At 70.5% G+C, this 23,404-nt stretch carries 26 protein-coding genes and 2 pseudogenes; 10 read left to right on the top strand and 18 right to left on the bottom strand.

The genetic code is table 11. The features are described 5' to 3' along the window. Positions 1–325: 325 nt before the first annotated feature. Positions 326–775, top strand: coding sequence for a DUF4232 domain-containing protein (locus EPD65_RS10535; protein WP_131583889.1), 450 nt, complete (start codon positions 326–328; stop codon positions 773–775). Between the two features lie 88 nt (positions 776–863). Next, positions 864–1,238, top strand: coding sequence for a hypothetical protein (locus EPD65_RS10530; RefSeq protein WP_131583887.1), 375 nt, complete (start codon positions 864–866; stop codon positions 1,236–1,238). A gap of 63 nt (positions 1,239–1,301) precedes the next feature. Here the strand turns inward: EPD65_RS10530 and EPD65_RS16295 are convergent, their stop codons facing one another. The 3 genes from EPD65_RS16295 to EPD65_RS10520 form a co-directional block, all read right to left on the bottom strand. Beyond that, a complete protein-coding gene (locus EPD65_RS16295; RefSeq protein ID WP_165872971.1) occupies positions 1,302–1,469 on the bottom strand; it encodes a hypothetical protein in 168 nt (55 codons plus the stop codon). Positions 1,470–1,591: 122 nt separating this feature from the next. Beyond that, positions 1,592–2,770 carry a kynureninase gene (locus EPD65_RS10525; RefSeq protein ID WP_131583885.1) on the bottom strand — a complete coding sequence of 393 codons (1,179 nt, stop codon included), beginning with the start codon at positions 2,768–2,770 and terminating at the stop codon, positions 1,592–1,594. Further along, entirely contained in the window at positions 2,767–3,564 is a 798-nt protein-coding gene (locus EPD65_RS10520; RefSeq protein WP_243640543.1) for a tryptophan 2,3-dioxygenase, read from the bottom strand. Before EPD65_RS10520 ends, EPD65_RS10525 begins: the two co-directional genes overlap by 4 nt. A gap of 39 nt (positions 3,565–3,603) precedes the next feature. Between EPD65_RS10520 and EPD65_RS10515 the strand changes: the two genes are divergently transcribed. Further along, the gene (locus EPD65_RS10515) at positions 3,604–3,999 is read left to right on the top strand and encodes a VOC family protein (RefSeq protein WP_131583881.1); all 396 of its coding nucleotides are present in this window, start codon (positions 3,604–3,606) and stop codon (positions 3,997–3,999) included. Here the strand turns inward: EPD65_RS10515 and EPD65_RS10510 are convergent. The 4 genes from EPD65_RS10510 to EPD65_RS10495 are packed head-to-tail and all read right to left on the bottom strand — an operon-like array spanning position 3,980 to position 8,477. After that, positions 3,980–5,305, bottom strand: coding sequence for a hypothetical protein (locus EPD65_RS10510; protein WP_131583878.1), 1,326 nt, complete (start codon positions 5,303–5,305; stop codon positions 3,980–3,982). The genes EPD65_RS10515 and EPD65_RS10510 overlap by 20 nt on opposite strands. Next, positions 5,302–5,817, bottom strand: a complete 516-nt coding sequence (locus EPD65_RS10505) for a SigE family RNA polymerase sigma factor (RefSeq protein WP_131583876.1) — start codon at positions 5,815–5,817, stop codon at positions 5,302–5,304. The genes EPD65_RS10510 and EPD65_RS10505 overlap by 4 nt, the downstream gene beginning before the upstream one ends. Before the next feature lie 55 nt (positions 5,818–5,872). Continuing rightward, positions 5,873–7,147 carry a UDP-N-acetylmuramoyl-L-alanine--D-glutamate ligase gene (gene murD, locus EPD65_RS10500; protein ID WP_165872970.1) on the bottom strand — a complete coding sequence of 425 codons (1,275 nt, stop codon included), beginning with the start codon at positions 7,145–7,147 and terminating at the stop codon, positions 5,873–5,875. After that, entirely contained in the window at positions 7,134–8,477 is a 1,344-nt protein-coding gene (locus EPD65_RS10495) for a MurL-like N-terminal domain-containing (RefSeq protein ID WP_131583872.1), read from the bottom strand. The genes murD and EPD65_RS10495 overlap by 14 nt, the downstream gene beginning before the upstream one ends. Before the next feature lie 150 nt (positions 8,478–8,627). Here EPD65_RS10495 and EPD65_RS10490 point away from each other — a divergent pair, with 150 nt between their 5' ends. Continuing rightward, positions 8,628–9,941, top strand: a complete 1,314-nt coding sequence (locus tag EPD65_RS10490) for a class II 3-deoxy-7-phosphoheptulonate synthase (RefSeq protein ID WP_131583988.1) — start codon at positions 8,628–8,630, stop codon at positions 9,939–9,941. Between the two features lie 56 nt (positions 9,942–9,997). Here the strand turns inward: EPD65_RS10490 and EPD65_RS10485 are convergent, their stop codons facing one another. The 7 genes and pseudogenes from EPD65_RS10485 to EPD65_RS10460 all read right to left on the bottom strand — a co-directional run bounded on the left by EPD65_RS10485 (position 9,998) and on the right by EPD65_RS10460 (position 16,330). Beyond that, positions 9,998–10,915 (bottom strand): DUF2726 domain-containing protein, encoded by a 918-nt coding sequence (locus tag EPD65_RS10485; protein ID WP_207891505.1) that lies wholly within the window; start codon positions 10,913–10,915, stop codon positions 9,998–10,000. A gap of 269 nt (positions 10,916–11,184) precedes the next feature. Then, positions 11,185–12,021, bottom strand: a complete 837-nt coding sequence (locus tag EPD65_RS10480; protein ID WP_207891504.1) for a discoidin domain-containing protein — start codon at positions 12,019–12,021, stop codon at positions 11,185–11,187. Between the two features lie 31 nt (positions 12,022–12,052). Beyond that, on the bottom strand, positions 12,053–12,550 hold the full coding sequence (locus EPD65_RS10475) for an SRPBCC family protein (RefSeq protein ID WP_165872968.1): 498 nt from the start codon (positions 12,548–12,550) through the stop codon (positions 12,053–12,055). 59 nt (positions 12,551–12,609) lie between these two features. Next, positions 12,610–13,512: a deoxyribonuclease IV gene (locus tag EPD65_RS10470; RefSeq protein ID WP_207891503.1), complete on the bottom strand. Its 903-nt coding sequence runs from the start codon at positions 13,510–13,512 to the stop codon at positions 12,610–12,612. Between the two features lie 21 nt (positions 13,513–13,533). Continuing rightward, positions 13,534–13,707: pseudogene (locus EPD65_RS16560) on the bottom strand (PASTA domain-containing protein); the annotation flags it as partial. Between the two features lie 36 nt (positions 13,708–13,743). Further along, positions 13,744–15,519 (bottom strand): annotated as a pseudogene (pknB, locus tag EPD65_RS10465) (Stk1 family PASTA domain-containing Ser/Thr kinase); the annotation flags it as partial. A gap of 37 nt (positions 15,520–15,556) precedes the next feature. Next, a complete protein-coding gene (locus EPD65_RS10460; RefSeq protein ID WP_131583860.1) occupies positions 15,557–16,330 on the bottom strand; it encodes a lytic transglycosylase domain-containing protein in 774 nt (257 codons plus the stop codon). Positions 16,331–16,443: 113 nt separating this feature from the next. On the opposite strand from EPD65_RS10460, the gene EPD65_RS10455 reads away from it, so the two are divergent. The 3 genes from EPD65_RS10455 to EPD65_RS10445 are packed head-to-tail and all read left to right on the top strand — an operon-like array spanning position 16,444 to position 17,584. After that, on the top strand, positions 16,444–16,809 hold the full coding sequence (locus EPD65_RS10455; protein ID WP_131583858.1) for an Rv2175c family DNA-binding protein: 366 nt from the start codon (positions 16,444–16,446) through the stop codon (positions 16,807–16,809). Next, on the top strand, positions 16,809–17,306 hold the full coding sequence (locus EPD65_RS10450; RefSeq protein WP_131583855.1) for a guanyl-specific ribonuclease: 498 nt from the start codon (positions 16,809–16,811) through the stop codon (positions 17,304–17,306). Before EPD65_RS10455 ends, EPD65_RS10450 begins: the two co-directional genes overlap by 1 nt. Beyond that, positions 17,303–17,584 carry a barstar family protein gene (locus tag EPD65_RS10445; protein WP_131583852.1) on the top strand — a complete coding sequence of 94 codons (282 nt, stop codon included), beginning with the start codon at positions 17,303–17,305 and terminating at the stop codon, positions 17,582–17,584. The genes EPD65_RS10450 and EPD65_RS10445 overlap by 4 nt, the downstream gene beginning before the upstream one ends. Before the next feature lie 162 nt (positions 17,585–17,746). Here the strand turns inward: EPD65_RS10445 and EPD65_RS10440 are convergent, their stop codons facing one another. Then, positions 17,747–18,823 (bottom strand): polyprenyl synthetase family protein, encoded by a 1,077-nt coding sequence (locus EPD65_RS10440; RefSeq protein ID WP_243640541.1) that lies wholly within the window; start codon positions 18,821–18,823, stop codon positions 17,747–17,749. 67 nt (positions 18,824–18,890) lie between these two features. Here EPD65_RS10440 and metF point away from each other — a divergent pair, with 67 nt between their 5' ends. Continuing rightward, on the top strand, positions 18,891–19,778 hold the full coding sequence (gene metF / locus EPD65_RS10435; protein WP_131583847.1) for a methylenetetrahydrofolate reductase [NAD(P)H]: 888 nt from the start codon (positions 18,891–18,893) through the stop codon (positions 19,776–19,778). A 12-nt stretch (positions 19,779–19,790) separates the two neighbouring features. Here metF and EPD65_RS10430 read toward each other — a convergent pair whose 3' ends face one another. From EPD65_RS10430 to EPD65_RS10420, 3 genes are read right to left on the bottom strand one after another with little or no spacing between them, the layout of a single operon-like run. Continuing rightward, positions 19,791–21,092 (bottom strand): phytoene desaturase family protein, encoded by a 1,302-nt coding sequence (locus tag EPD65_RS10430; protein WP_131583844.1) that lies wholly within the window; start codon positions 21,090–21,092, stop codon positions 19,791–19,793. 18 nt (positions 21,093–21,110) lie between these two features. Then, positions 21,111–21,701, bottom strand: a complete 591-nt coding sequence (locus tag EPD65_RS10425; RefSeq protein WP_131583841.1) for a DUF4126 domain-containing protein — start codon at positions 21,699–21,701, stop codon at positions 21,111–21,113. 35 nt (positions 21,702–21,736) lie between these two features. Beyond that, positions 21,737–22,096, bottom strand: coding sequence for an ArsC/Spx/MgsR family protein (locus EPD65_RS10420; RefSeq protein WP_243640540.1), 360 nt, complete (start codon positions 22,094–22,096; stop codon positions 21,737–21,739). A gap of 114 nt (positions 22,097–22,210) precedes the next feature. Between EPD65_RS10420 and EPD65_RS10415 the strand changes: the two genes are divergently transcribed. After that, the gene (locus EPD65_RS10415) at positions 22,211–22,648 is read left to right on the top strand and encodes an SAV_6107 family HEPN domain-containing protein (protein ID WP_131583838.1); all 438 of its coding nucleotides are present in this window, start codon (positions 22,211–22,213) and stop codon (positions 22,646–22,648) included. A 32-nt stretch (positions 22,649–22,680) separates the two neighbouring features. Then, positions 22,681–23,403 (top strand): methyltransferase domain-containing protein, encoded by a 723-nt coding sequence (locus EPD65_RS10410; protein ID WP_243640539.1) that lies wholly within the window; start codon positions 22,681–22,683, stop codon positions 23,401–23,403. Position 23,404: the final 1 nt, after the last annotated feature.

The following is a 23,404-nucleotide window of genomic DNA, read 5'->3' as shown; positions in this document are numbered from 1 at the left end:
CAGACGCCGAGAAGCGCGAGCACCATGCCGGGCACCAGGGCGATTTCAGGATCTGCGGGAGCCCACCGCTGAGGGAGGTCGCCACGCTGCTGGCCAGATCCGGGAGTCGCGCTCATGAACGCAACGATTCCATGCCGTCCCCATCCAGTCTGCCGAAACGCTGCGTCCCGATCGGGAGCGGCGGCATAGTCACCCCATGACGGCGTTTTCCTACCCGCGAACAACCTGGGCGTGCGTGATGGTCGCTGTCGTGCTGTCCTTCGGTGCGTGCGCAGGAGGCCAATCACCATCGGCGGAATCGTCGCGCGCATCAACAGCGCCCCCGATGAGCGCCACCCCCTCCGCGACGAACGTCGCACCCGTGGCCTCGGCATGCCACGCCGAGCAGCTCACGGCGTCGTACGACCGGAAGGGGGAGGGAGCAACCGGGCACTTCGTCCGGCTGCTCAGGATCCGCAATGTCGCCGCGACACCGTGCATCTTGCGTGGCCGGCCGCTGCGCGTCGAGGTCCGGGGAGCGGACCGGTCAGTCCCCGTCCTTCCCGGGTCGTGGTTCGTGGGGATGCTCGGAAAGCCGGTGCCCATGAGTGGCACGACCACCACGTCCATCGGACTGGAGCAAGACTCGATCTGCACGAGCCGTGATGCTGGTGGGCCACCCGAATGGTTCCGCGGGCGTATTGCTCTGAAGCTCACAACCGGTTGGGTCGTCTCGCCGGGAGCCCACCGCTTCGACATCGGTTGTCCGCTCCGCTTCACCGACTTCGGAATGTGATCGTGCGTCCGTACGCCGACTGGGACAGGCACCACGCCATCTGAGGCATTACGAAGCGAAGGGTCGGCGGGTGCCCGATACTCGCGCCATGGCAACACCACGCGCTCCGAGAAAGTACGTCACCGCTGCCGTGCTCGGAATTGCCATCGCAATCGCTGGGTATTGGGTCGGCCTGCGGTCCCCTTGGTCGGTGCACCATCCCTACCGGGTTGAGGGGACGGCCCAATTGGTCCCTGCCGACGTCCCCTTTGCCTACTTCAAGCAGAAGGGTCAGGAGCACATCGCGTTTCGACCCGACACGATCCCGTGGATGGCCGGCGACAAGACGGACTCCAACTCGATCCCGCCGTGCATCCGCAAGGCCGGCCAGCTGGCTCGCGTTCGCGTGACTCTCATTGAGGTCGCTCGCCCGTTCGGCAGTGGTTCGTACCGAACCATCGAGTCGCTGGTCTGCTTGCCGTAGGCAGTGCCCGCCGCGGTGATGTGGTCGCGGTTGATCCCTACGCCGCCGCGCACGGTGCGCCGACTAGTTGCTGCGCCGCGCCGAAACGAACCAAAGGCAGCCAATGACCAACATGACCGGCCATGCCGTCAGCGGATTGTCGCCGTAGCGCAGCGACTGGATCGCGAAAGCCAGCATGATCAGCGGAAAGACCACGTCGCCACTGGTCACCAACCGCTTCAGCCACGCCACGAGAACATGTTTGCATGTTGCGGCACCATTCGTCCGGACGAGCCCCCGCGCACGCATGATCAGGCTGACCTGATCCTGAGACCTTGGGCTGGGGCGCGCGGATCGCGACGGGCGAGCTGGCCTCAATCCAAGTCTCGAAGCACCTCGCCGAGGTGCCCCACCGCCTCCTCGAGCTGTACGTCGCTCAGGTACGGCGCCGGCCCGAACCGCAGGTGCTGACCACGGCTGTCCGTCAGGACGCCACGCTCGGCCAGCAGCGCCTGCAATTGGGAGGCATGCGGACTCGTGAGCGACAAGAAGCCCCCGAAGCCCGTCGGATCGGTCGCACGGTCCCGCGTGATCACCGCGTCAGGCGCGTCAAGGTCATCGAACGCCGCGGCGAGCAACCCGCGCTGGCGGCGGTACGACGCAGCGAGCACGTCCACCGTCAGGCCCTGCGACGAGAAGAACTCCAGCACCCGCGCCGCTCGGTAGTGGCTCGTCGGGTCGTAGGTGGAGCCGGCGAACCGCGTCGCCCCGGGCCCATACGCCACGCGGTCAGAGCCGGATTCCGCGGCGAGGGCGCCGAACTCGGCGTACCAGCCGGTGATGACGGGACGCAGCGACGCGGCCTGGGGCGGCAGGCGGAGGAAGCAGTTGCCCTCGCCGAGCTGGAGGTACTTGTAGCCGCCGCCGACGACCCACGCCGATCCGAGGCCGGCCTCCTCCAGCGCCAGCGGCACGACCCCGAGCTGGTGATAGACGTCCACGAGCAGCTCGGCGCCGACGCGCGTGCACGCCGAAGCCAGGTCACCGAGACCGGTCACCACGCGCGCGGTCTCGAACAGCACCGACGAGGTGAGGACGGCGGCGGTCCGCACATCGACGGCAGCGGCCAATCGGTCGGACAGCGTGTCGACCGGCGAAGCCGGGACCACGACGACCGACACCCCGGCCTCGCGAAGACGGGCAAGCTGACGCCGCGCAGAGTGGAACTCGCCGTCCGTCGTCACCAGCCGAGGTCGCGCCCGCAGGTCGAGTGCGGAGAGGAAGCGGACCACGAGCTCGCGCGTGTTCGCCCCGAGTGCGAGCTCCGCCGCCGGATCACCGAGCAAGTGTCGGAAGCCGTCGCGAACCAGATCCGCCCTGGCGAAGGCGCGACCCCACTTCTCGTCGACGAGCTCGGCGGCGTCGGCGTACGCCTCGAGCTGGCCCTCGACGGCAACGTCGGGCCAGGCCTGGTGGGAGTGCCCGGTGAGGAGCAGCCGCTCGCTGACCCGGAAGCGCGTGTAGTGGGGAGCGAGCTGCGCCGCCAGGCTCACAGCGAGCTCCGGATCGCCCAGAGGTCGGGGAACATCGGTCGGTCCAGCGTCGTGCGGAGGTACGCCGCCCCGGCCGACCCGCCCGTGCCCGGCTTCATGCCGATGGTGCGCTCGACCATCTTCACGTGCCGGTAGCGCCACTCCATCAGCCCCTCGTCGAGGTCGACGAGCCGCTCGGCCACCCGGGCCGCGTCACCGTCGTCGCCGTAGACCGCGAGCAGCACGGCCTGGACGTCCTCGCGTGCCTCGACCGGCGAGCCGACGTCGGCGCGCGGGGTGGCGGCGTACCCGTGGCGGGCGAGGTAGGTCGTGAACGAGTCGTAGACCGACGGTCGCGACATCGCCGCCACGATGCGGTCACGCTCCGCGCCTGCGGGGTAGTGCTCGAAGACGGAGGAGTCGCGGCGGCCGAGGACCGCCTCGAGCTCGCGGAACTGCGCCGACTGGAAGCCGCTCGACTGCGCCAGCCGCCCGCGGAAGCTGGTGAACTGCCGCGGCGTCATCGTCTCGAGTACGTCGACCTGGGCGACGATCGTCTTGAAGATCGTCAGGATCCGGCGGAGCGCGTGCTCGGCGCGGGCGGTGCTGCCGCCCTCGAGGTTGCGCTGCAGGTACGCGAGCTCGTGCAGCAGCTGCTTGAACCAGAGCTCGTAGGTCTGGTGGATGACGATGAAGAGGAGCTCGTCGTGCTCGTCGGAGCGCGGATGCTGCGCCGAGAGCACGTCGTCGAGGGCGAGGTAGGAGCTGTAGGTGACCGCGGGGTGGGCGGCACCGGATTCGGTGTGGGATGTCACCTCGCCATCATGCATGGACGTCGGAGTACCGTGCGAGACATGGCCTGCCGCATCGGAGAACTTGTCCTCGACTGCCGCGATCCGGAGCTGCTCGCACGGTTCTGGTGCGAGGTCCTCGACTTCGTCGTCCTCGGCACCGAGGACGACGGCAGCATCGAGATCGGTGCGCGTGACGGCTTCGGCGGCAGCCAGCCGACGATCTTCCTGAGCAAGAGCGACGAGCCGGATCCGCACAAGCCGCGACTGCACATCGACGTCAACGCCACCGACCGCGATCAGGCCGCCGAGCTCGAGCGCCTGCTCGCCCTTGGGGCCCGCAAGGCCGACATCGGCCAGACCGGCGAGGAGTCGTGGCACGTCCTGCAGGACCCGGAGGGCAACGAGTTCTGCCTGCTGCGCCAGCGGATCGCGCCGGTCAGCGCCGCCGGATCCTGAACGCCCCGACGCCGAGGCCGACCGCCAGCAGTGCGGCGAGCGCTGCACTGAGCTCGCGCCAGTGCCACGACAGCCAGGTCGAGTCGGTGCCGAAGAGCAGCCCACCGAGGGTGCGCTCCGGGCCTCCCTCGAGGGCACGGGCGGCCCACACCGAGCAGCCGGCGCCGAGCCGCGGATCGGCGACGATCGGGTGCCCGCCGTTGACGCGGTAGAGCACGGAGCCGTTGTCGCCCGTGTTGCTGTCTGTCGGGAGGTAGACGTCTGTCGAGGTCCAGGTCGGCTGACACGGGCCGGAGAGATCGCTGGGCACCGGCATCTTCGTCCGCAGTGAGCCGGCGCCGCTGCCGCGAGCGCTGAAGAAGCGGAAGGGCTGACTGCCCTCGCTCTCGTTGCGCGTCATGATCTCGTTGCCGTCCGGTGACAGCGACGCGTACCACTGGGAGACGAAGGGCTCGGGGTCGTGCAGCGCGAAGGTCCTCGTCACGCGGCCGGTCCGGACGTCGACCTCCATGACCCGGGGCGCTGACTTCGTCTCCTTCACGAAGCCGACGGTGGTCGTGCTGAACCAGCCGACAGGCTGGGATCCCGACGGGAGATCTCGGCTGTTCCGGATGATCGTCATTGAGCCATCGGTACCGAGCACCCCAGCTGCCACCGTGTCTCGCCGCGCCCGGTAGTCCCCGAGTTGCAGGAAGACCGCCGAGGAGCCAGCGTTCCAGAACGCCGGCATCTGGTCGCTGTGGAAGTACCGCTCACGCGGCTCCGGGTGCTGCGCGTCCGTGGCGCCCAGGCTGATCTCGTCGAACCGCGTGACGTGCCCGGTCGTCTGGTCGGTGATCGCGAGGTTCGCGTCGGCTGCGTTCTTGCCCTTCAGATAGACGAGGTGGACACCGTCAGGCGAGATCGACACCGACTCGCCGTACACGTCCTCGATCCGCCACATCCGGCCGCCGGGTGACACCGCCCACGACCCGAAAAAGTCTTCGTGGCTTCGCTGAACGACTCCCGCTAGCGGGCCGCTGTCAGCAGGCAATGAGCTGTCGCGGTACACGTAGTCGAGGCGCTGCGGATAGTGGGAGGCCACCTGCGCATCGCCGTCCGCCGAGCTCGGCATCGATGTCACCTCGCTCGCCAACGGCAGGCTCGTCGCCGCGATTGCCACAGCCGCGACGCCGAAGGCCGCGGTGCGCATACGCCGCCCCGCACGCCGACGCTGGCCGCTGGACCAGGCCGCCTCGACGTCGATGCGGACGTCGTGCCCGGGGTCGCGGGCGAGGTCGTCGAGATGGTCACGCAGGGAGCTCATGGCAGTGCCACCTCCGGGCGGTCGTCGAACTCGGCCAGTACGTCGGGCGCCAGGTCCCGTAGCCGCTGCAGGGCGTGACGGGTCTGGGACTTCACGGTGCTCGTCGAGCAGCCCAGAAGGTGCGCGGTCTGCACCTCGGTGTAGTCCTCGTAGAACCGCAGGACGAGGACGGCCCGCTGCTTCGGCGTCAGCCGAAGCAGCGCCTGGCGCAGGGCGACGCGTTCCACCGGACTGTCCGGAACGCTCCGCCCGTCGACCGCTTCGGGCGCGGTGACCTCGTACAGACGTCGGGAGCGGCGCCGCCATCCGTCGATCGCCAGGTTGTTCATCACCTGGTGGGCGTAGGCGTTCGGGGATCCCTTCCGCAGGACGCGGTCCCAGTGCTGTGCGACGCGGCCCAGGGTCTCCTGGACCAGGTCCTCGGCCAGGTGCACGTCACCCGTGAGCAGGTACGCCGAGCGGGCCAGCGTCTGCGACCGAGCGTGCACCCAGCTTTCGAAGTCCTGCCTCACACCCGTATTCACGCACGGAGCAGTGGGTTCGGGTGGAAGCAGCGGACAACTTCTGTCAGGGCGCGATCAGCTCGCACATGTGCCTGGCGCGATCGGCGTAGTCCTTGTACTCGTCGAACGACGGAGCGCCGGGGGAGAGCAGGACGACGTTCGCCGGGTTGGCGATGGAGAGGCCCCACTCAACCGCGTCAGCCATCCGCCCGAACTCGATCGCCGCGTGCGGGAGGTCGACGGTCTGCTCGCGGCCGAAACGCGCCCCGGCAGGACCGATCAGCAGCAGGTGCACCGGCGCGTGCCGCCCACGCAGGTAGGCCGCCAGCGGCGACAGGTCGAGGCCGCGATCGGCGCCGCCGAGGATCAGCGCCACCGGCTCGGACGGGAAGACGGACAGCGCCGCGATGACCGCTTCGGGCGCGGTCGCGAGCGAGTCGTCGATCCAGCGGCGTCCGTCCCGCGAGGGCACCGTCTCCATGCGGTGTGCCAGCGGCTGGAACGTGCGTACGCCGTCGAGCAGTTGCAGTGCCCGCGGGTCGCTCGCCGAGATGTCGAGCGAGACCGCCACCGCGAGCACGGCGAGGGCGAGGTTGCGGGCGTTGTGCACGCCGATGAGCGGCAGGTCGGCCGGGGCGATCGAGCCGACGCCGGTCCAGTGCAGGCCGCGCTCGTCGGCGTCCAGGCCCTCGCCGGTGAGGTGCAGCGTGGCCCCCTTGGGCAGCACCTCGCGGATCCGCTCGACCAGAGCCAGGTCGTGCCCCGGCGCCACGACGACCGAGGCACCCTGCGAGACCAGCCGCAGCTTGTCGGAGAAGTAGCGCTCCTCCGAGCCGTGCCACGGCAGGTGCTCGGGGAACAGCGACGTCACGACCGCCACGCGCGGCGACACCGAGATCGACTGGGCCTGGTAGCTCGACACCTCCATCACGACCGTGCCGGTCGGGGCCGCGTCGAGCAGCGAGACGCCGATGTTGCCGCCCAGCGAGACCTCCTCGCCGAGCGCGGCGAGCAGGTGCGCGATCGCCGAGGAGGTCGTCGACTTGCCCTTGGTGCCGGTCACGCCGATCGCTCGATCGCTGTTGGAGGAGAGCCACAGATCGGTGTTCGACGTGAAGGACACGCCCGCCTCGACCAGCGACGCGTACAGCGCTGAGGAGACCGGCACGCCCGGCGACTTCACGATCACCTCGGCGGCGCGCAGGACGTCGACATCGGCATCCGACTCGGCGACCGAGGCCGCGATGCCGTGCGCGGACAGCGCCGCGAGTGCCGCGCGTCCCTCGAGGCCCAGGCCCCAGACGGCGACCCGGCGCCCGTCGAGGTCAGAGAACCTCACGGGCGGCCTTCTCAAGCGAGCCGGTCAGGAAGTGCTGGTCGGAGAACGCGAAGAGCGCCTCCACCTCAGCCTCGCTGACGACGGCCGAACGCAGCGACGGGTCCGTCACGAACGGGTGCGCCGACCAGTCGGGATGCGTCTGCAGGAGCGTGTACGCCGCGCGGCACTCGCTCGGCTCGCCCACGCACTCGAACGGCTTGTGGCCGTCGCCGATCGCGAGCAGGTCGAGGAACAACGGCCGCAACGCGGCATCGGCGAAGAGGTCCTTGCCGAAGATCGAGTCCATCTGCGTCTTCGGCACGAACGGCGACAGCATCAGGAAGACGAAGGTGCACTTTGGGCACTCGCCACACCAGTTGCGCCGGCGCGACGCGTCGAGGTGGAAGGCCCGGTTGCAGGACGTGAAGACATCCAGGTACGGCAGGGCAGCGAAGCGGCGGACGATCGCCAGCTCGGTCAGCGGCCGCAGGAACGACACGTAGTCGACGCCGTACGGCGAGACCGCCTCGCGCAGCAGGCCCTCGAAGCCGATGCCCTTGCTCCACTGGTGGTTGACCTCGACGCCGTGCCACTCGAGGTTGCCGTACGACGAGGAGGCCTCGTTGGCGAAGACGACCGTGTCCATGCCTCCGCGCAGCGCAGTCAGGCAGCCGATCAGCGAGTTGACCGCGGTGACGGGGACGTGGCCGTTGTGCGCTCCGGCTTCGTTGAGGGCGAAGAGCGCCGGGTCGAGCTTGCGCGAGGCCTGGATCAGCGGCAGCCCGGAGGCCTCGGCCGTGCGCGTGATCGGCTCGTAGGAGTTGACGCTGAACAGCGTCACGTCGGCCACGCCGCGTACACCCTCCAGCGTGACGATGGAGTCCTTGCCACCGCCGACGGCGACCAGGGCGCGTGCGTGGCTGGGCGCGACAGCGGCCGCTGCAGGCGCCGGCAGCTCAGGAGCGGTGATCCTCGGGAAGAGCGCGTCCGGTAGGTTGTTGCGGAACGCGAACTCCGCGAGCCCGCCCTTCACGACCTCGGCCAGGAAGTGGCGTTCGGCCGGGTTCAGGCCGCCCGCGACGGAGATCGTCGCCGGCACCAGCGCCTTGTAGTACGACGTGCCAGCCGCGAGCGCCAGCAGTCGGGCCAGCGCGCGGAAGCCGTCACCGACCGCGACGGGGGCCTCGACGGACGGCAGCGTGATGGTCTCGGTGAGGGAGGCGACCGGCCCGACGGTGGAGACGTGGGCGATCCGGTAGTCGAGCTCGATCACCGCTCCGTCCGGCGAGATCCGCGGCTCGTCGACGTGGAAGACGAGCTCGGCTGGGGCGACGTTCAACAGGTCGGACACGCGGCAATCCTAGGGCGTCCCCGACGCCGTGCCCGGGGGAGCGCGCGGGAGCGGGTCCCGGCGTGACAACCGGTTCGCACACCGCGTGTCGCGCCCCGTACCCTTGACCGTGTGACCAGCACCATTCCTGACCTGTCCGCGCTGCATGCGATGGGGGCTGCCCAGCAGCCGACCTATCCCGACGCGTCGGCCCTCGACCTCGCGGTCGACAGGCTCCGCACGTCGCCGCCGCTGGTCTTTGCTGGTGAGTGCGACGACCTGAAGTCGAAGATCGCCGACGTCGTGCGCGGTGAGGCCTTCATCCTCCAGGGTGGCGACTGCGCCGAGACGTTCGCCGGGGTCACCGCCGACAACGTCCGCAACAAGCTCCGCGTCCTGCTGCAGATGGCCGTCGTCCTGACGTACGCCGGCTCCGTCCCGGTCGTGAAGCTGGGCCGCATCGCCGGTCAGTACGCCAAGCCGCGCTCGAGCGACTTCGAGACGCGCGACGGCGTGACGCTGCCGGCGTACCGCGGTGATGCTGTCAACGGTTACGACTTCACCGAGGCGTCGCGGATCCCCGACCCACAGCGTCTCGTCGACGTCTACAACAACTCCGCCGCGACGCTGAACCTCGTGCGTGCCTTCACGACGGGTGGCTACGCCGACCTGCGCCAGGTCCACACCTGGAACACCGACTTCGTCCGCTCCTCGCCGGCGGGTCGCCGCTACGAGAAGATGGCCGCCGAGATCGAGAAGGCCCTCGAGTTCATGACGGCGATCGGCGCCGACCCCAAGGAGTTCCACGGGGTCGACTTCTACAACAGCCACGAGGCGCTCGTGCTGGAGTACGAGCACGCCCTGACCCGCATCGACAGCCGCACCAACGCGCCGTACGACGTCTCGGCGCACATGGTCTGGATCGGCGAGCGCACCCGCCAGCTGAGCGGTGCCCACGTCGAGCTGCTGAGCCACATCCAGAACCCGATCGGTGTGAAGCTCGGCCCGACGACGTCGCCCGACGACGCGCTCGCGCTCGCCGCGAAGCTGAACCCGGCCAACGAGGCGGGTCGCCTGACCTTCATCACCCGCTTCGGCGCCGGCAAGATCCGCGAGGGTCTGCCGCCGCTGCTGGAGAAGGCGAAGGCCGAGGGCCTCAACGTCGCCTGGATCTGCGACCCGATGCACGGCAACACGTTCGAGGCGACGTCGGGCTACAAGACCCGCAGCTTCGACGACGTCATCGACGAGGTCCAGGGCTTCTTCGACGCGCACCGCTCGGTGGGCACGTGGCCCGGTGGCCTCCACGTCGAGCTGACCGGTGACGACGTCACCGAGTGCGTCGGCGGCGGCGAGATGCTCTCCGACGAGGACCTCAACCAGCGCTACGAGTCCGTCTGCGACCCGCGCCTCAACCGCGTCCAGTCGCTGGAGATGGCGTTCCTCGTCGCGGACATGCTGGCCGCAGGTCGCACCCGCGCCTGAGCCAGATCGCTCGCGATACCGATCAGTACCGCCCCTTCACAGGTGGTTTGGGGGCGCTACTGATCGGTATTGGCGGCCGCGTCCATGGCTTGGAAGTACGCCGCGAGGTCGCGCTCGCGACGCAGCCTCATGTCGAGGTCGGTCGCCTTGGACACGACCTGCCATCGCCTTTGCTCGGGTCGCGTCGAACGGGCACGCGCTTGGGCGTCGCGCATCGAAGCGGCCAATCGTTCGGGTTCGCGGAGAAGCTGAGGACTCACGCGGAGCACCTCGGCTCCCGCGTGGCGCAGGGCTTCGAACTTGATGGCGTCCCTGTGGCGTCTGGGTTGCTGCTCGTGATCGGCGCCGTCGTACTCGATGACCAGGCCGGTCTCGGGATCGACGAGGTCGCACTCCCCGATGAGCGCGCCGCTCATGGTGTGCAGGGTTGCGTTGACGAGGAGGCCCGTGATGCCGGCGTCCAGGTGTGCGACCAGGCGGGTGCGGGTCTCCTGAGGTGACTTCGCGTTCTCGCGAGCGAGGGGGAGCGCATCGCGCACGAGCTGGATGCGCCAGGCCCCCTTCTTCGTGGCGGCGTGGGCCGCCACAGCCTGGATGGAGACGACGTCAGCCATGACCGACTTCTCCAACTCGACCACGGCCTCGCGGACGCTGCGTTGCCGGCGCATGGCATCGAACGTTGCGCGGACTGGGCTGACGACGCGGATCCCTTGCGCGACTCCCACCTCGCTTGGTTCGAGTCGCTCGTACGTATGTCGAACTCCCGCGGCCGGGCGGGTCCAGCCGCGAGAGCCCACGACAAGGTCCACAGGCACCTCGGTCTGGCCATCTCGGCCGAGGCCGTCATGGAAGTTGGCCCCGTACAGGCGGCAGGCGGCCCACCCGGTCACGGCGCCGAGCGGTGGTAGACGCGCGGCGGCCTCGAGGATGCGTTGCTCAGGAACGCCGCTGTCGGTGTCGGCCGGCACGTACATCCGGGGACTGGTGGGTCGCCATCGCGGGCCGCGTGCCTGCTTCGGCGTGGGGCCTGTGACGCCGCGCGGGTCGACCGCGACGGGCGGGACAAGATTGCGTGGCGGCGTACAGCGTGGATCCCAGCGGTGATTTCCCATGCCCGCAGGATTCGCGAGTCGAGGACCTTGCGTCGTTCGTCATCCACAGGTGCTGCGGGTCCGCGCTAGTACCGATCAGTACGGCCCCTATTTGGCTCTGAAAAGGGCTCTACTGATCGGTATCGCGGGGATCAGCTGCCGAGCAGCAGGAAGTCACTGATCGCGGTGGTGTCCTTGCCGCGACGACCGTCGCCGGGCGAGCTGACCCTGACCAGGGTGAGCTCGACCCAGTCGGTCTTCTCGGGGTGGATCTGCATGGCCTGGAGGTCGTCGGTGTCGACGAGGTCCTGCTGGATCGTCGTGCCGTCGGCGAAGCGCCACTCGACCTCCTCGATCCGGCGGTTCAGCGGGTACCAGTCGACGCCGCCGTCCGTCTTCGCGTAGCCGTTGACCAGGCCCACCGCGGTCACGGTCCGCTCGCCACCCAGGTCGAAGCGGATCACCGTGCCTGTCGCGTCACCCGCGAGGCGGTACGCCGAGTCACGCTTGCCGTCGAGCATGTTGCTGGCCGGATACGGCACCCGGTGGCCGGCGAGGTCCGTGCCCGGGCGGATCGGTGCGGGCGCCTTCACCGAGGCGTCGCGGGCCAGGTCCGTGCCGGCCCGGCCGCTGTCGGAGGGCAGGGGCGTGTGCGATGCCGCGGGGGAGGACGAGGTGGCTGACGGAGTCGGGGCCGCGGCCGACTTCGGGTCGCCGCCGCGGGCCAGGCAGCTGCCCAGCACCACGGCCAGCACGATGCCGATCGCGAGCAGGATCCAGCCGGTCCAGTGGGGTCGGTCGGCCCCCGCGCGCACACGCGCCGCAGACGCCGCGGGCCCGGCAGACGCACGTGATGCTGTGGACGCCGCGCCAACGGGTGCTTCCGTGGTGACGATGACGACGGGCTCGACCGGGGGTGTCGCGCTGCCGACCGGGGTACCGCAGTTGGTGCAGAAGCGCCCCGCCCCGAGCTCGGCACCGCAGCTCATGCAGTACTTCACCCGGGGACCATAACCCGACTCAGCTCGCGCGATGCCTTCCGGTGGCGGCGCCGCTGCGCCGCTCGGTCTCGACCCGGATGTCCTCGAGGTCCTGCTCGAGCATCCGCCGCGTCGCGTTGTAGCTGTGCCCACCGAACGCGTTCCAGAACGCCTTCTCGGCGGTCGACCGGCCGGTGACGTCCATCGTGGCGGTGACCAGCAGACGCGTGGTGTCGTCGCGGTTCGGCTGGACGGAGTACGCCGTGCGGATCGCGTCGTGGCGCAGAGACGTCTCGTGGATCGTGCGGCGCGGGGCGTCGCTGTCGGTGACGCGGAGCTCCTCCTGCCCGTGGTGCCCGAAGAACGTGCGCTCCTCGACCCACGCCGTGCCGACGTCGTACCCGTCATCGGTGAGGAGGCGGGTCGACTTCACGCTGCGCAGGATGTCGCCGTAGTGCGGGACGTCGGTGAGGACGTCCCAGACAGCCTCGGGCGAGGCGTGGATGCTGGTGCTGAGATGGATGACGTGCCCTGTCATGTCGGGTCTCCTGACGGCCGGCCCCCGCCGTTCCATCGTGCGCCCGACACGCGCCTGGATCAACCCCGGGAAGCGGCCTCTGCGCGGAGCTCCTGGAGGGTCGCCAGGTCGTCCGCCGACTCGCGCGAGCCGGGCGTCTCGAGGATGAAGGGAACGCCCTCGGTCGCCGGGTGCGCGAACAGCTCACGAAACGCGTCACGGCCGATGTGGCCGGCGCCGATGTTCTGGTGGCGGTCCTTGAACGCGCCCCGCACGTCCATCGAATCGTTGGCGTGGATCAGCCGCAGCCGACCCTCGCCGCCGATCTCCACGATCCGGTCGAGCGTCGCGGCCGCGCCGCCCTCCTCGTCGAGCGGCGCACCTGCCGCGAAGACGTGGCAGGTGTCCAGGCAGATGCCCGCCTTCGGGTGGAGATCCAGCGCCCCGAGGTACGCCGTCAGGTCCTCGACACCGGCGCACAGCGAGCGGCCCTGGCCCGCGGTCGGTTCGAGCAGGAGCCACGGTGCGTCGTCGCCCTCAAGGGTCTCCAGGATCGGCAGCAGGCCCTCGCGGACCTGGCGCATCGCCGCGTCGTACCGCTCGGAGGAGTCGCTCGGGTCGACGAACGAGCCGGTGTGGACGACGACGCCCTCGGCGCCGATCTCGGCTGCCCGCTTGAGGTTGTGCGCGACGACGGCGATGGAGTTCTCGTACGTCGCCGGCGTCGGCGATCCGAGGTTGACCAGGTACGGCGCGTGGATGAAGGCGCGCGTGCCGCTCGCCTCGATCTGGCGACGGAACTCCTTGTCCTCCGCCGGCTTGCCGTCGGAGAGCTTCCACCCGCGCGGGTTGCCGACGAAGACCTGCAGCGTCTCGTGCCCGATCTCGCGCATCGTCGTGAGAGCGCCGGCCACGAGGCCCTTGCCGACGGGGACGTGGGAGCCGATGGGACGGGACGCAGCGAGATCAGCGGGGGAGAGCACCCGCAGACCCTAGAGCACGGGTCAGACGAGGTAGATCGTCACGGTGCTGCCCTTGGGCGCCTTGTCGCCCTCGCCGGGCTTGACCGAGGAGACGTACCCGAGGCCGAGGTAGAGCTCGCTGTGCTTGACGCTGACCTTGAAGCCGGCGTCCTCGAGGGTCTGGGTCGCGGCGTCGACACCCATCGCGCGGACCCGCGGGATGGTCACGAGCTCGGGTCCCTTGGAGACCACGAAGGTGATGGTGTCGCCCTTGAAGGCGTCGCCCTCCGACGGGTCCTGGGAGATGACATCGCCCTCGGCGACGTCATCGCTGTACTCCTCGGACTTCTCGACCTTCAGCTTCTTCGACTTCGCCCAGTGCTCGGCGTCCTTGAACGCCTTGCCCGTCCAGTCGACGACGTCGATCGGCTTCGGGCCCTTGCTGATCACGAGGTCGACCGCGGCGTCGCGGGGGAGCATCTCGCCGGCGGCAGGGTTGCTGGTGATGACCTGGCCCTCGGGGACCTTGCCGTCGTACTTCTGGGTGGAGCGGCCGAAGGCGAGGTGCGTGTCCAGCAGCGCCTGCTGGGCGTCGTCCTCGGACTTGCCGCGCAGGGTCGGGACGGCGTAGCGCTCCTTGCCCTTGGAGATGACCGCGTGGACGGTGTGACCGGGGAGGATCTTGCCGGTCGCGCCGGGATCGGTGCTGATCACCCGGCCGGCAGCGACCGTCTCGCTGTACGCCGTCTCGGAGCCGTCGAACTCCAGCCCCGCGGCTTCGACCTTGGTCTCGGCCTGGCCGGCGGTGAGCCCGATGACGTCGGGCGTCGTCGTGTAGCGCGCGAAGCCGAACCACCAGGCGCCGATGCCCAGCAGCAGCGCGAGGACGAGCGCGGCGATCAGCAGGATCGGTCCGCGACGTGAGCCGCGGGTCTGGTGCTCCCACGACTGGGCCGCGACGACGGCGGTGCCTTCCCAGCCGTCGCCCTCCCAGCCCTCGTCGGAGGCCTGGTCGTAGAGCGCGTACGCCGGCGGCTCCTCCGTCGTGTGCTCGACGTCGTCCGGCTCGTCGTAGTCGTCCGCGATCGGTGCGGCCACGGGCAGGGCGAGGTCCGCGAGGAGGTCCGGGTCGTCCTGGATGCCAGCGTCGACCGCGTTGCGCACGCGACGCAGCTGGCGCAGCAGCACCCCGCCGTCGGCGGGCCGCAGGCCGCGGTCGCGCGCCGTGGCGCGGGCGACCAGCGCGTCGACGTACGCCGGGAGGCCGGGGACCAGCTGCGACGGGGCCGGGATGTCTTCGTGGACGTGCTTCCAGGCGACCTGGATCGGGCTCTCGCCCTGGTGCGGCTTCTGGCCGGTGAGCAGCTCGTGGAGCACGACGCCGGCCGCGTAGACGTCGGCGCGCGCATCGGCGCGACCGTCGACGACGAGCTCGGGCGCGAGGTAGGAGACGGTGCCGATCAGGACGCCGCCGGTGGCGGTGTGCTGGGTGTCGGCGCTGACCGCCTTCGCGAGGCCGAAGTCGGCGACCTTCATCTGGCCGTCCTCGGCGATGAGGACGTTCTCCGGCTTGATGTCGCGGTGGATCAGGCCGGTCTGGTGGGCGACCGCCAGCGCGGCGACGACGGGCTCGAGGAGCGCGAGCGCGCGACGTGGGCTGAGCGGAGCCTCAGCACGGATCACGTCGCGGAGCGTCTGCCCCGGGACGTACTCCATGACGAGGAAGACGGTGTCGCCGTCGGTGCCCTGGTCGAAGACCGCGACGACGTTGGGGTGCGACAGGCGTGCAGCGGCGCGCGCCTCACGGACGAAGCGCTGCGCGAAGTCGTCGTCCGCCGAGCCGTCGCCCATGCCCGGGTGCATGATCTTGACGGCCACGGTGCGGTCGAGGCGGACATCGGTGGCCTCGTAGACGGACGCCATGCCACCGCGCGCCACGCGGGCGCCAATGCGGTAACGACCGTCCAGCAGCCGTCCGATCAACGGGTCGCTGGGGTCCCGTTCGACTCGAGGATCCACGGGCGTCATCGTACGGATGGGTGGCCGTTGCCGCGGCGCGGCGCGCTCAGGCCGGACGCCAGCCGTGCTCGAGACGCTTCTTCAGGTACTTCACGTTGGCCACGTAGCGCCGGGTGTCGGTGTAGAGCCCGTGCTCCCGCACGGCGCCGAGCCCCTGGTAGTACGCCGCGATCTGCGACGTCGTCGTCCGCGTGCTGCGGTCGAGCACCTTCAGCAGGAGTACGCCGGCGAGCACGTTGTCGTGCAGTCGCGTCAGGTGCAGCGGGCGACCGGCGTACATGCTCATCCAGGTGCCGGTGCTGGGCAGGACCTGCATGGCGCCGACCGCCGAGGCCCAGGAGACGTGGTGCATCTGCCACCCGGACTCCTGCCATGACACCGCGAGCGCGAGCTCGGGGTCGACCCCGTGGGCGCGGGCCGTCCGGATGATCTCCGACCGCACCCGGGCGCGGGACGGGTCCGCGTGCTTCCACGACGACTTCGTCGCCTTCGGCGAGCGCTTGTCGTGGTGCGCTGTCGGCTTCGGCTTGTGGTGCAGGCGGGCGGTGACCTGCGGGATGACGATGTGCTGACCGACGTACAGGTGACCGCTGCGGCCGAGGTGGTTGTAGCTGATCAGCTCGTCGGTCCAGGCGTGGTAGCGGACCGCGAGCTCGGTGGCGGTCTCGCCGGCGCGGACGGTGTGCTTCGTCATCGTGCGCCCGGACGGCAGGTCGCGGTGGTGTGCCTCCGCCGGTCCAGCCAGGGCCAGAGTCGCTCCGGTGAGGGCGGTCGCGAGGACGCCGGTGAGCAGACGGTGGATCGTGCGGGTGGCGGTCATGTTTCCCCGAAAAGTAGTCCGAACGAACGATTGACAGTAACCCGTGGTTCTGCTGGGGCTCAAGGGTCTGGAGTGAAAATAGTGAGTGGCGGTTGCCGTGGGAGACTTCTCCCGTGACTGACGCGAACACCGATCTCTCTGTCCTCGTCTCCGACTGGCTCGACTGGCACGGGACCGCCAAGGCGCTCGGCGTCAGCGTCAACCGGGTCCGGACGATGATTCGCGAGCACTCGCTCGCCGGCGCGGTCCCGACCGAGGGCGCAGGTCAGAAGGTCCCCGCGCTCTTCGTCCAGGACGGCGAGGTCGTCAAGGGCCTGTCCGGCCTGCTCACCGTCTTCCACGACGGCGGCTGGAGCGACCGCGACTGCATCCAGTGGATCTTCACCGACCAGGACCTGCCGGGCCGCCCGATCGACGCCCTGCGCGAGAACCGTGGCTCCGAGGTCCAGCGCCGAGCCCGCGTCGAGGCGTTCAGCTGATGCGCCTGCCGCGGACGAGGAGCCAGTGGATCTCGGCGCTCGTTGCGCTCCTGGTCGCGCTGGCGGCGTACTTCTGGCAGCAGCACAGCGGTACGCCGGACTCCGCGCGCCGGTCCTCGCACGCGTCGCAGCAGAGCGTCCCGGTCAACCCCGGTCAGACGGTCGGCTCGCCGTCCAAGGACCCGCAGGCGGCGCGCAACGGCACCGACCCGACGTCCGGCCTGCCGCTGGTCCGCATCGGTGAACTCCCGGCCGAGGCTGCGCACACGATCGAGCTGATCGACAGCAACGGTCCGTACCCCTATGACCGTGACGGCGTCGTCTTCGGCAACTTCGAGGGTTTCCTCCCCGAGCACGAGCGCGGCTACTACCACGAGTACACGGTGCCGACGCCGGGGGAGAGCGACCGCGGCGCCCGCCGGATCATCGAGGGCGACGACCACGAGCTCTATTACACCGGCGACCACTACGCCTCGTTCGAACGGATCTCCCGATGAAGACCGTGCGTCTCGACACCGCCGACACCGACGCGCGCGAGGAAGTCCTGGCCCGTCTCGGCGTCGCGCTCGGCTTCCCCGCGCACTACGGCCGCAACCTGGACGCCCTCGCCGACTGCCTGGCCGAGCTGGCCGAGCCAACCGGCCTCGAGTGGTCGGGCTGGCAGACGCTGCAGGCCGACGACCCGACGGGGTTCGGCCGGATCATGCTCGTGCTCGACGACCGCACCGACGCGGAGCCGGCGTTCGCTGTCTGGCTGCTCGAGCCGACTGACTGACGGAGCCGGGTTGGCGGCACGCGTGTGTCGCCATGGCGCCGGTTTCTCGCACCCCTGCCTCGGTGTGACCACGACACAGCCGTGTCGTGATCACACCAAGCACCGCATCCAGAGAGCGGGCGTGTGGCGACACGGTTGTGCTGCCAACGCCGCGCGCACCCCTCAGGTCGTACGCCGGGTCGCCGCGGCCGCAAGGTCGCGCAGCGTCCCCTTCGCCGCAGCATCGAGCGGCGCCGCGTCGAGCGCGGCCAGCGAGCGCTCGGTGAGCTCGTCGATCAGCGCCTCGACCTTCACGTCGGCACCTGCCGCCGTGATGATCCGGCGGAGCTCGTCGACCATCGCGTCGTCCAGCGGCGTGCCGAGTGCCTCGTCCAGCACGGTCGCCTCGGGAGCAGGGGCGGCATCCAGCGCCATCGCCACGAGGACGGTGCGCTTGCCCTCGACCAGGTCGTCACCAGCGGGCTTGCCGGTCAGTGCCGGGTCGCCGAAGACGCCGAGCTGGTCGTCGCGGAGCTGGAAGGCCTCACCGAGCGGCACGCCGAAATCCGTGAGCGCCTGGATCTGGGCGTCGCTGGCGCCGGCCAGTGCCGCGCCGATGTGGAGCGGTCGCTCGACGGAGTACTTCGCCGACTTGAAGCGCAGCACGGTCATCGCGGTGTCCACGTCGGCAACCCCGCGGGCCTGGACAGACACGTCGAGGAACTGGCCGGCCACGACCTCCGACCGGCACAGGTCGAACATGTCGAGCGCCGGCGCCACGTCGGCGAGGGGGAGACCGCAGCGGCGGAGGAGCTCGTCGGCCCAGGTCAGCAGCAGGTCGCCCAGCAGGATCGCGGCAGCGGCGCCGTACTGCTGGGGGTTGCCGTCCCAGCCGGCGTCGGTGTGGGCGGACTCGAAGATCCGGTGGCTCGCGGCGCGGCCACGGCGGGTGTCGGAGGCGTCCATGTAGTCGTCGTGGACCAGCGCGCTGGCGTGCAGCAGCTCGAGCGAGGCGCAGGCCCGCAGCAGCGCCCGTTCGTCGGCGATCTCCGGGCGCACCGCGACGTAGCCCGCGTGGCAGAACGCAGCGCGCAGGCGCTTGCCTCCGGTGACCGCGATCCGCGCCTCGGCGACGAGCGCTGCGGCGTCCGGGCCGAGGGGTGCGAGGCGCTCGGCCTGCTCGTCGAGGAACTCGTCGAGCACCATCTGGACGGCGTCGCGGAAGGCGGCAGGGTCGAACAGGTGCACGGCGGAGGTCACGCGTGCAGGGTAGCGAGGGCGTGGACATGGTCGTGACCGGACCAGACCTCTCATTACGCTTCGTCCCATGACGCAGGCCACACGCAGCATCGCTGAGCGCATCCGCTCCGGCGAGCGCAGCATCTCCTTCGAGTTCTTCCCGCCCAAGGACGAGGCCGGCGAGACGCAGCTGTGGCAGGCGATCCGCGAGCTCGAGGACTACCGGCCGACGTTCGTCTCCGTGACGTACGGCGCGGGTGGTTCCACGCGCGACCGCACCGTCGACATCACGCGCCGCATCGTCGACGAGACGAGCCTGCTGCCGATGGCCCACCTGACCTGCGTCGGCCACACCAAGGACGAGCTCGACGAGATCCTCGCGGCGTACGCCGACGCGGGCGTCGCCAACGTCCTCGCGCTGCGCGGCGACCCGAAGGAGGGTCCGCGCGCTGACTGGACCCCGACCGACGGCGGCTTCGAGCACGCGGTGGAGCTGGTGCAGCTCGCGGCCGCCAAGGGCGGCTTCAGCGTCGGCGTCGCGGCGTTCCCGGAGGGCCACCCGTCGGCGGCCTCGCTGGACCACGACGCGGAGGTGCTGGTTGAGAAGGCCCGCGCCGGTGCCGAGTTCGCGGTGACGCAGATGTTCTTCGACGCGAAGGACTACTTCGCGCTGGTCGAGCGGGTGCGTGCGCACGGCGTCGACATGCCGATCCTCCCGGGCATCATGCCGATCCTGAACCTCAACGCGATCGCCAAGCAGGGCGAGCTGATCGGCACGTCCGTGCCGGAGCACGTCGTGGCGACGTTCGACGGGCTCACCGAGCCGGCGGAGATCCGCGCCAACGGCATCCGTCTCGCGACCGAGCTCTGCCGGGAGCTGCTCGACGGCGGTGCCCCGGGCCTGCACTTCTACACGCTGAACCGCTCGAAGGCGACGCGCGAGATCTTCGAGGCGCTCGCCGCCCTCCAGGCCTGACGCAAGCCTGGCTCAGGCCGGGCCGATCTCCTGGGCGACCAGCGAGGCCGAGAGGCCGACGTAGGGGAGTCCGGAGCCGGGCGTCGCGTTGGCGCCGGCGGCGTACACGCCCTCGATCGGGGTGCGTGGGCCGAGGCGGTATCGGAGCGTGTCACGTCCCTGCCACAGCACGCCGAGCGGCGAGCTGCCGAGGGCAGCGACCTGGGCGCGCGGCGTACGGTCGACGCGCGTGACGACGTCGGCCCGGACGTTGACGCCCATCCGTGACAGCGCGAGGACCATGTCCTCGGAGAGGTGGCCGCGCCCGGCGAGGGTCCACGCGTGGCAGCCCTCCGGCGCGGTGCCGCCGGTGCGGACGACGATCGTCGGGTCGCCGTGGAAGACCGTCTCCGGACCGAGCTCCGGCACGTCGCCGTCCAGCCCCACGTGCACGAGGAACGCCGGGATGGCCGGCATCGTCTTCGCGACGTACGGCGCCAGGGCGGGCACGAGGCGGGGGTCGATCGCGCAGACGACGGCGTCGGCGTCGACCTCGCCCGCGTCGGTGGCGACCGCGACGGCCCGGCCGTCGCGTTGCACGATGTCGGTCACGGTCGTGCCGAGCTGCACGGTCACGCGGCGGGTGCGGAGCCGGTCGGCCATCGCGTCGGCGAGCACGGCCATGCCGCCGGGAGCCGTCCAGGCGCCGAAGTTCTGCTCGACGTAGGCGTTGAGGCCCATCCAGGCCGGCACGTTGCGCAGGTCGTGGCCGTCCATGAAGAAGGGGTGGCCCGCTACCAGCCGGAGCCGCTCGTCGCGGAAGTCCTTCTTCAGCCGCTTCGCGAGCATCGTGCGCGACTGGAGCCGTGCGACGACCTCCTTGCTGGCGATCTCGGGACGCCACGGTCGTTCGAGATACTCCCGGCGGACCACCTCCCAGTCATCGGCGTACGACGAGACGTGGTCGCACCACGCCTCACCGAGGCCCGTGCCGAGCTCCTCGAACGCGTCGTACTGCACGCCGCGCGAGCCGCCGCGCAGGACCACCGTCGAGCCGTCGGCGAACCAGTGCTCGCGGATCACGTCGCGCGCGACGAGGTCGAGCTCCTTCTCCAGTGGCCGCCCGGACTTGCGGAACAGGTCGCGGATCACGGCCGGCAGCAGCGTCATGGTCGGGCCGGCATCCCAGGTGAAGCCGTCGGCCGTGACCGTGTCGAGGGCGCCGCCGAGGCGCTGTGACTTCTCCAGGAGCGTGACGTCGTGGCCGAGCTTGGCGAGCCGGGCCGCCGCGGCGGTGCCGCCGAAGCCGCCGCCGATCACTGCGATGCGTGCCATGGGCGCTGAACCTAGCGGTCAGGCCACCGCCGCGGGGAGGCGGTCCTTGCCCTTCCAGCGACGCCAGCCGCGACGCACGTACTTCAGGACCACGTAGAGGACGACGAGTCCCACGACGAGCAGGACGGCCGCGATCGAGGCAGCGATGACCGGGTGGTGGAGCGCGAGGAGTGCGACGCCCAGCACGGTGACGTCCTCGCCGAGGCTGGCGACGACGTTGGTCACGGGCTCGGGGGAGGTGTTGATCGCGAGCCGGCTGCCGCTCTTCACGGTGTGGGAGGCGAGCGCGGTGGTGCCGCCCAGGACGCCGCCCAGTGCTCCCTGCAAGGAGGTCGCGTCACCCGCGAGCAGTACGCCGAGGACGGCACCGACGGTCGGCCTGATCGCGGTGGAGATGGCATCCCACGTCGAGTCGACGTACGGGATCTTGTCGGCGACGAACTCCATGACGTAGAGGAAGCCGGCGACGGCCAGCACCTCCCACCTCCCGAGGACGTGCGGGATGCCGTCGACCCCGAGGCGCTCGGCGATGCCGAGCACGAGGACGACGAGATAGCTGTTGACGCCGCTGGCCCAGCCGCTGGTGAAGGTCATCGCGAGAGAGTCCACGCAAGCAACCTAGCCCCGAGCGACGCCGCTGGACGTCAGCCGGCGGCGATGACCTTCGCGAGGCTGTCGGCGTCCCGACCCACGACGGTCGTGCCGTCGGTCGCGGTGAGGATCGGCCGCTGGATCAGCTTCGGGTGGTCGGCGAGCAGCTGGATCCAGGCCGCTCGCTGGTCGACCGTCCGCTCGGGCAGGATCACGCCCAGGCCCTTGGCATCGGCGGTGCGGGCGATGTGCCACGGCTCCATGTCGAGCCGGGTGAGCACGTCGTCGATGTCGCGGACCGTCGGCGGCTCCTCGAGATAGCGACGCACGGTGTACGCAGCGCCGGCCGCGTCGAGCTCGGTCACGGCGGTACGGCACTTCGAGCACGCGGGGTTCAGCCAGATCTCGATCATGCGCTCGACCCTAGGGCCTGTCGGCCGGCCCATCTGTCGGAGGCCGGGTGTAGCGTTCGACCCATCGAACAAATGTTCGAAGACGTGAGGGTCGATGTCACCGAAGGAGCCCTGATGATGATGTTGCTGCCCGCCACCACCCACTCCTACCTGGAGCGCTCGGCCGAGTCGCTTCGGGAGGCGATCATGACGACGGAGGCACCGGCTCGCTACGCCCACGCCCACGTCGCGGCGCTCCGGGCGGCGGCTGCACTGCTGGCCGCGCGTGCCCACCCCGACCCGCGCCTGCGCAAGCAGAAGAACGCCTGGGTCCTCCTGGCCGCGGTGGCGCCGGAGCTGGGGGAGTGGGCGACGTTCTTCGCGGCCGGTGCATCCAAGCGGGCGGCGGCCGAGGCGGGTTCGGTCCGCTCGGTGACCGAGCGTGAGGCCGACGACCTGGTGCGGGAGTCCGACCGGTTCCTGGCCGTCGTGGAGCAGGCGCTCGGGCTGGCGCCGCACACATCGGTGGAGGAGGAGATCGTCTTCCGCCCTGCCCTGCGCGCCGGGGCGTGAGTCCAGCGATGCCCGCCACTACTGTGGGCGCCATGGCTGGCACTGATCGCCGCGCGACCGTCCTGTGGGCGGCCCTCGAAGACATCCTCGAAGAGTTCCCGGGCGCGACCGTGCTCGACATCGGGGGTGGCACCGGCGGCTTCGCCGTCCGGATCGCCGAGCGGGGCCACCGAGTCCGGGTCATCGACCCCAGCCCCGACGCGCTTGCCGCGCTCGCACGCCGTGCCGCCGACGCCGGAGTTGCCGACCTCGTCACGGCGGAGCAGGGCGACCTGTCCGACCTGGCGACGCTGGTCCCCGCAGACAGCGTGGATGTCGTGCTGTGCCACGGGGTGATCGAGATGGTGGCCGACCCGGCTGCCGCACTGGCCTCGATCGCCGCGGTGCTCCGGCCCGGCGGCGTCCTCAGCCTCCTCGTCGCCCAGCGCCACGCGGCCGTGGTGGCCCGCGCGATGGCCGGCCAGTTCCAGCAGGCCCGCGACCTCCTCGAGGGAGGGCCGGGCGTGGTCCCGTCCAGCTCCCGGGGTGCCGGCCGACGGTTCACGGCCGCCGAGGTCGAGGAGCTGCTCGGTGCTGCCGGCTTCACGCCGTCGGCGCGGCAGGCGATCCGGGTCTTCAGCGACCTCGTGCCCGGTGCGCTCCACGACAACGAGCCGGGCTCCGCGGAGGCGCTCGCCGAGCTCGAGCGCGCGGTCGCCTCGGTGCCGGAGTTCCTCCCGCTGGCGAGCCAGGTCCACCTCGTCGCGCGGCCCTGAA

Source organism: Nocardioides jejuensis (assembly GCF_004337475.1).
In the GTDB taxonomy this organism is placed as follows: domain Bacteria; phylum Actinomycetota; class Actinomycetes; order Propionibacteriales; family Nocardioidaceae; genus Nocardioides; species Nocardioides jejuensis.
Note: the sequence above shows the minus strand (reverse complement) of the source record. Positions and strands in the feature narration are given on the sequence as shown.

Coding starts and splice junctions, on each gene's coding strand:
- EPD65_RS10485 (WP_207891505.1), bottom strand. CDS start 10,915: ATGTACGTGCCGGCCGACACCGACAGCGGCGTTCCTGAGCAACGCATC.
- EPD65_RS10535 (WP_131583889.1), top strand. CDS start 326: ATGAGCGCCACCCCCTCCGCGACGAACGTCGCACCCGTGGCCTCGGCA.
- metF (WP_131583847.1), top strand. CDS start 18,891: ATGACGCAGGCCACACGCAGCATCGCTGAGCGCATCCGCTCCGGCGAG.
- EPD65_RS10410 (WP_243640539.1), top strand. CDS start 22,681: ATGGCTGGCACTGATCGCCGCGCGACCGTCCTGTGGGCGGCCCTCGAA.
- EPD65_RS10460 (WP_131583860.1), bottom strand. CDS start 16,330: ATGACCGCCACCCGCACGATCCACCGTCTGCTCACCGGCGTCCTCGCG.
- EPD65_RS10480 (WP_207891504.1), bottom strand. CDS start 12,021: ATGAGCTGCGGTGCCGAGCTCGGGGCGGGGCGCTTCTGCACCAACTGC.
- EPD65_RS10515 (WP_131583881.1), top strand. CDS start 3,604: ATGGCCTGCCGCATCGGAGAACTTGTCCTCGACTGCCGCGATCCGGAG.
- EPD65_RS10445 (WP_131583852.1), top strand. CDS start 17,303: ATGAAGACCGTGCGTCTCGACACCGCCGACACCGACGCGCGCGAGGAA.
- EPD65_RS10475 (WP_165872968.1), bottom strand. CDS start 12,550: ATGACAGGGCACGTCATCCATCTCAGCACCAGCATCCACGCCTCGCCC.
- EPD65_RS10510 (WP_131583878.1), bottom strand. CDS start 5,305: ATGAGCTCCCTGCGTGACCATCTCGACGACCTCGCCCGCGACCCCGGG.
- EPD65_RS10450 (WP_131583855.1), top strand. CDS start 16,809: ATGCGCCTGCCGCGGACGAGGAGCCAGTGGATCTCGGCGCTCGTTGCG.
- EPD65_RS10415 (WP_131583838.1), top strand. CDS start 22,211: ATGATGATGTTGCTGCCCGCCACCACCCACTCCTACCTGGAGCGCTCG.
- EPD65_RS10490 (WP_131583988.1), top strand. CDS start 8,628: ATGGGGGCTGCCCAGCAGCCGACCTATCCCGACGCGTCGGCCCTCGAC.
- EPD65_RS10430 (WP_131583844.1), bottom strand. CDS start 21,092: ATGGCACGCATCGCAGTGATCGGCGGCGGCTTCGGCGGCACCGCCGCG.
- EPD65_RS10530 (WP_131583887.1), top strand. CDS start 864: ATGGCAACACCACGCGCTCCGAGAAAGTACGTCACCGCTGCCGTGCTC.
- EPD65_RS10420 (WP_243640540.1), bottom strand. CDS start 22,096: ATGATCGAGATCTGGCTGAACCCCGCGTGCTCGAAGTGCCGTACCGCC.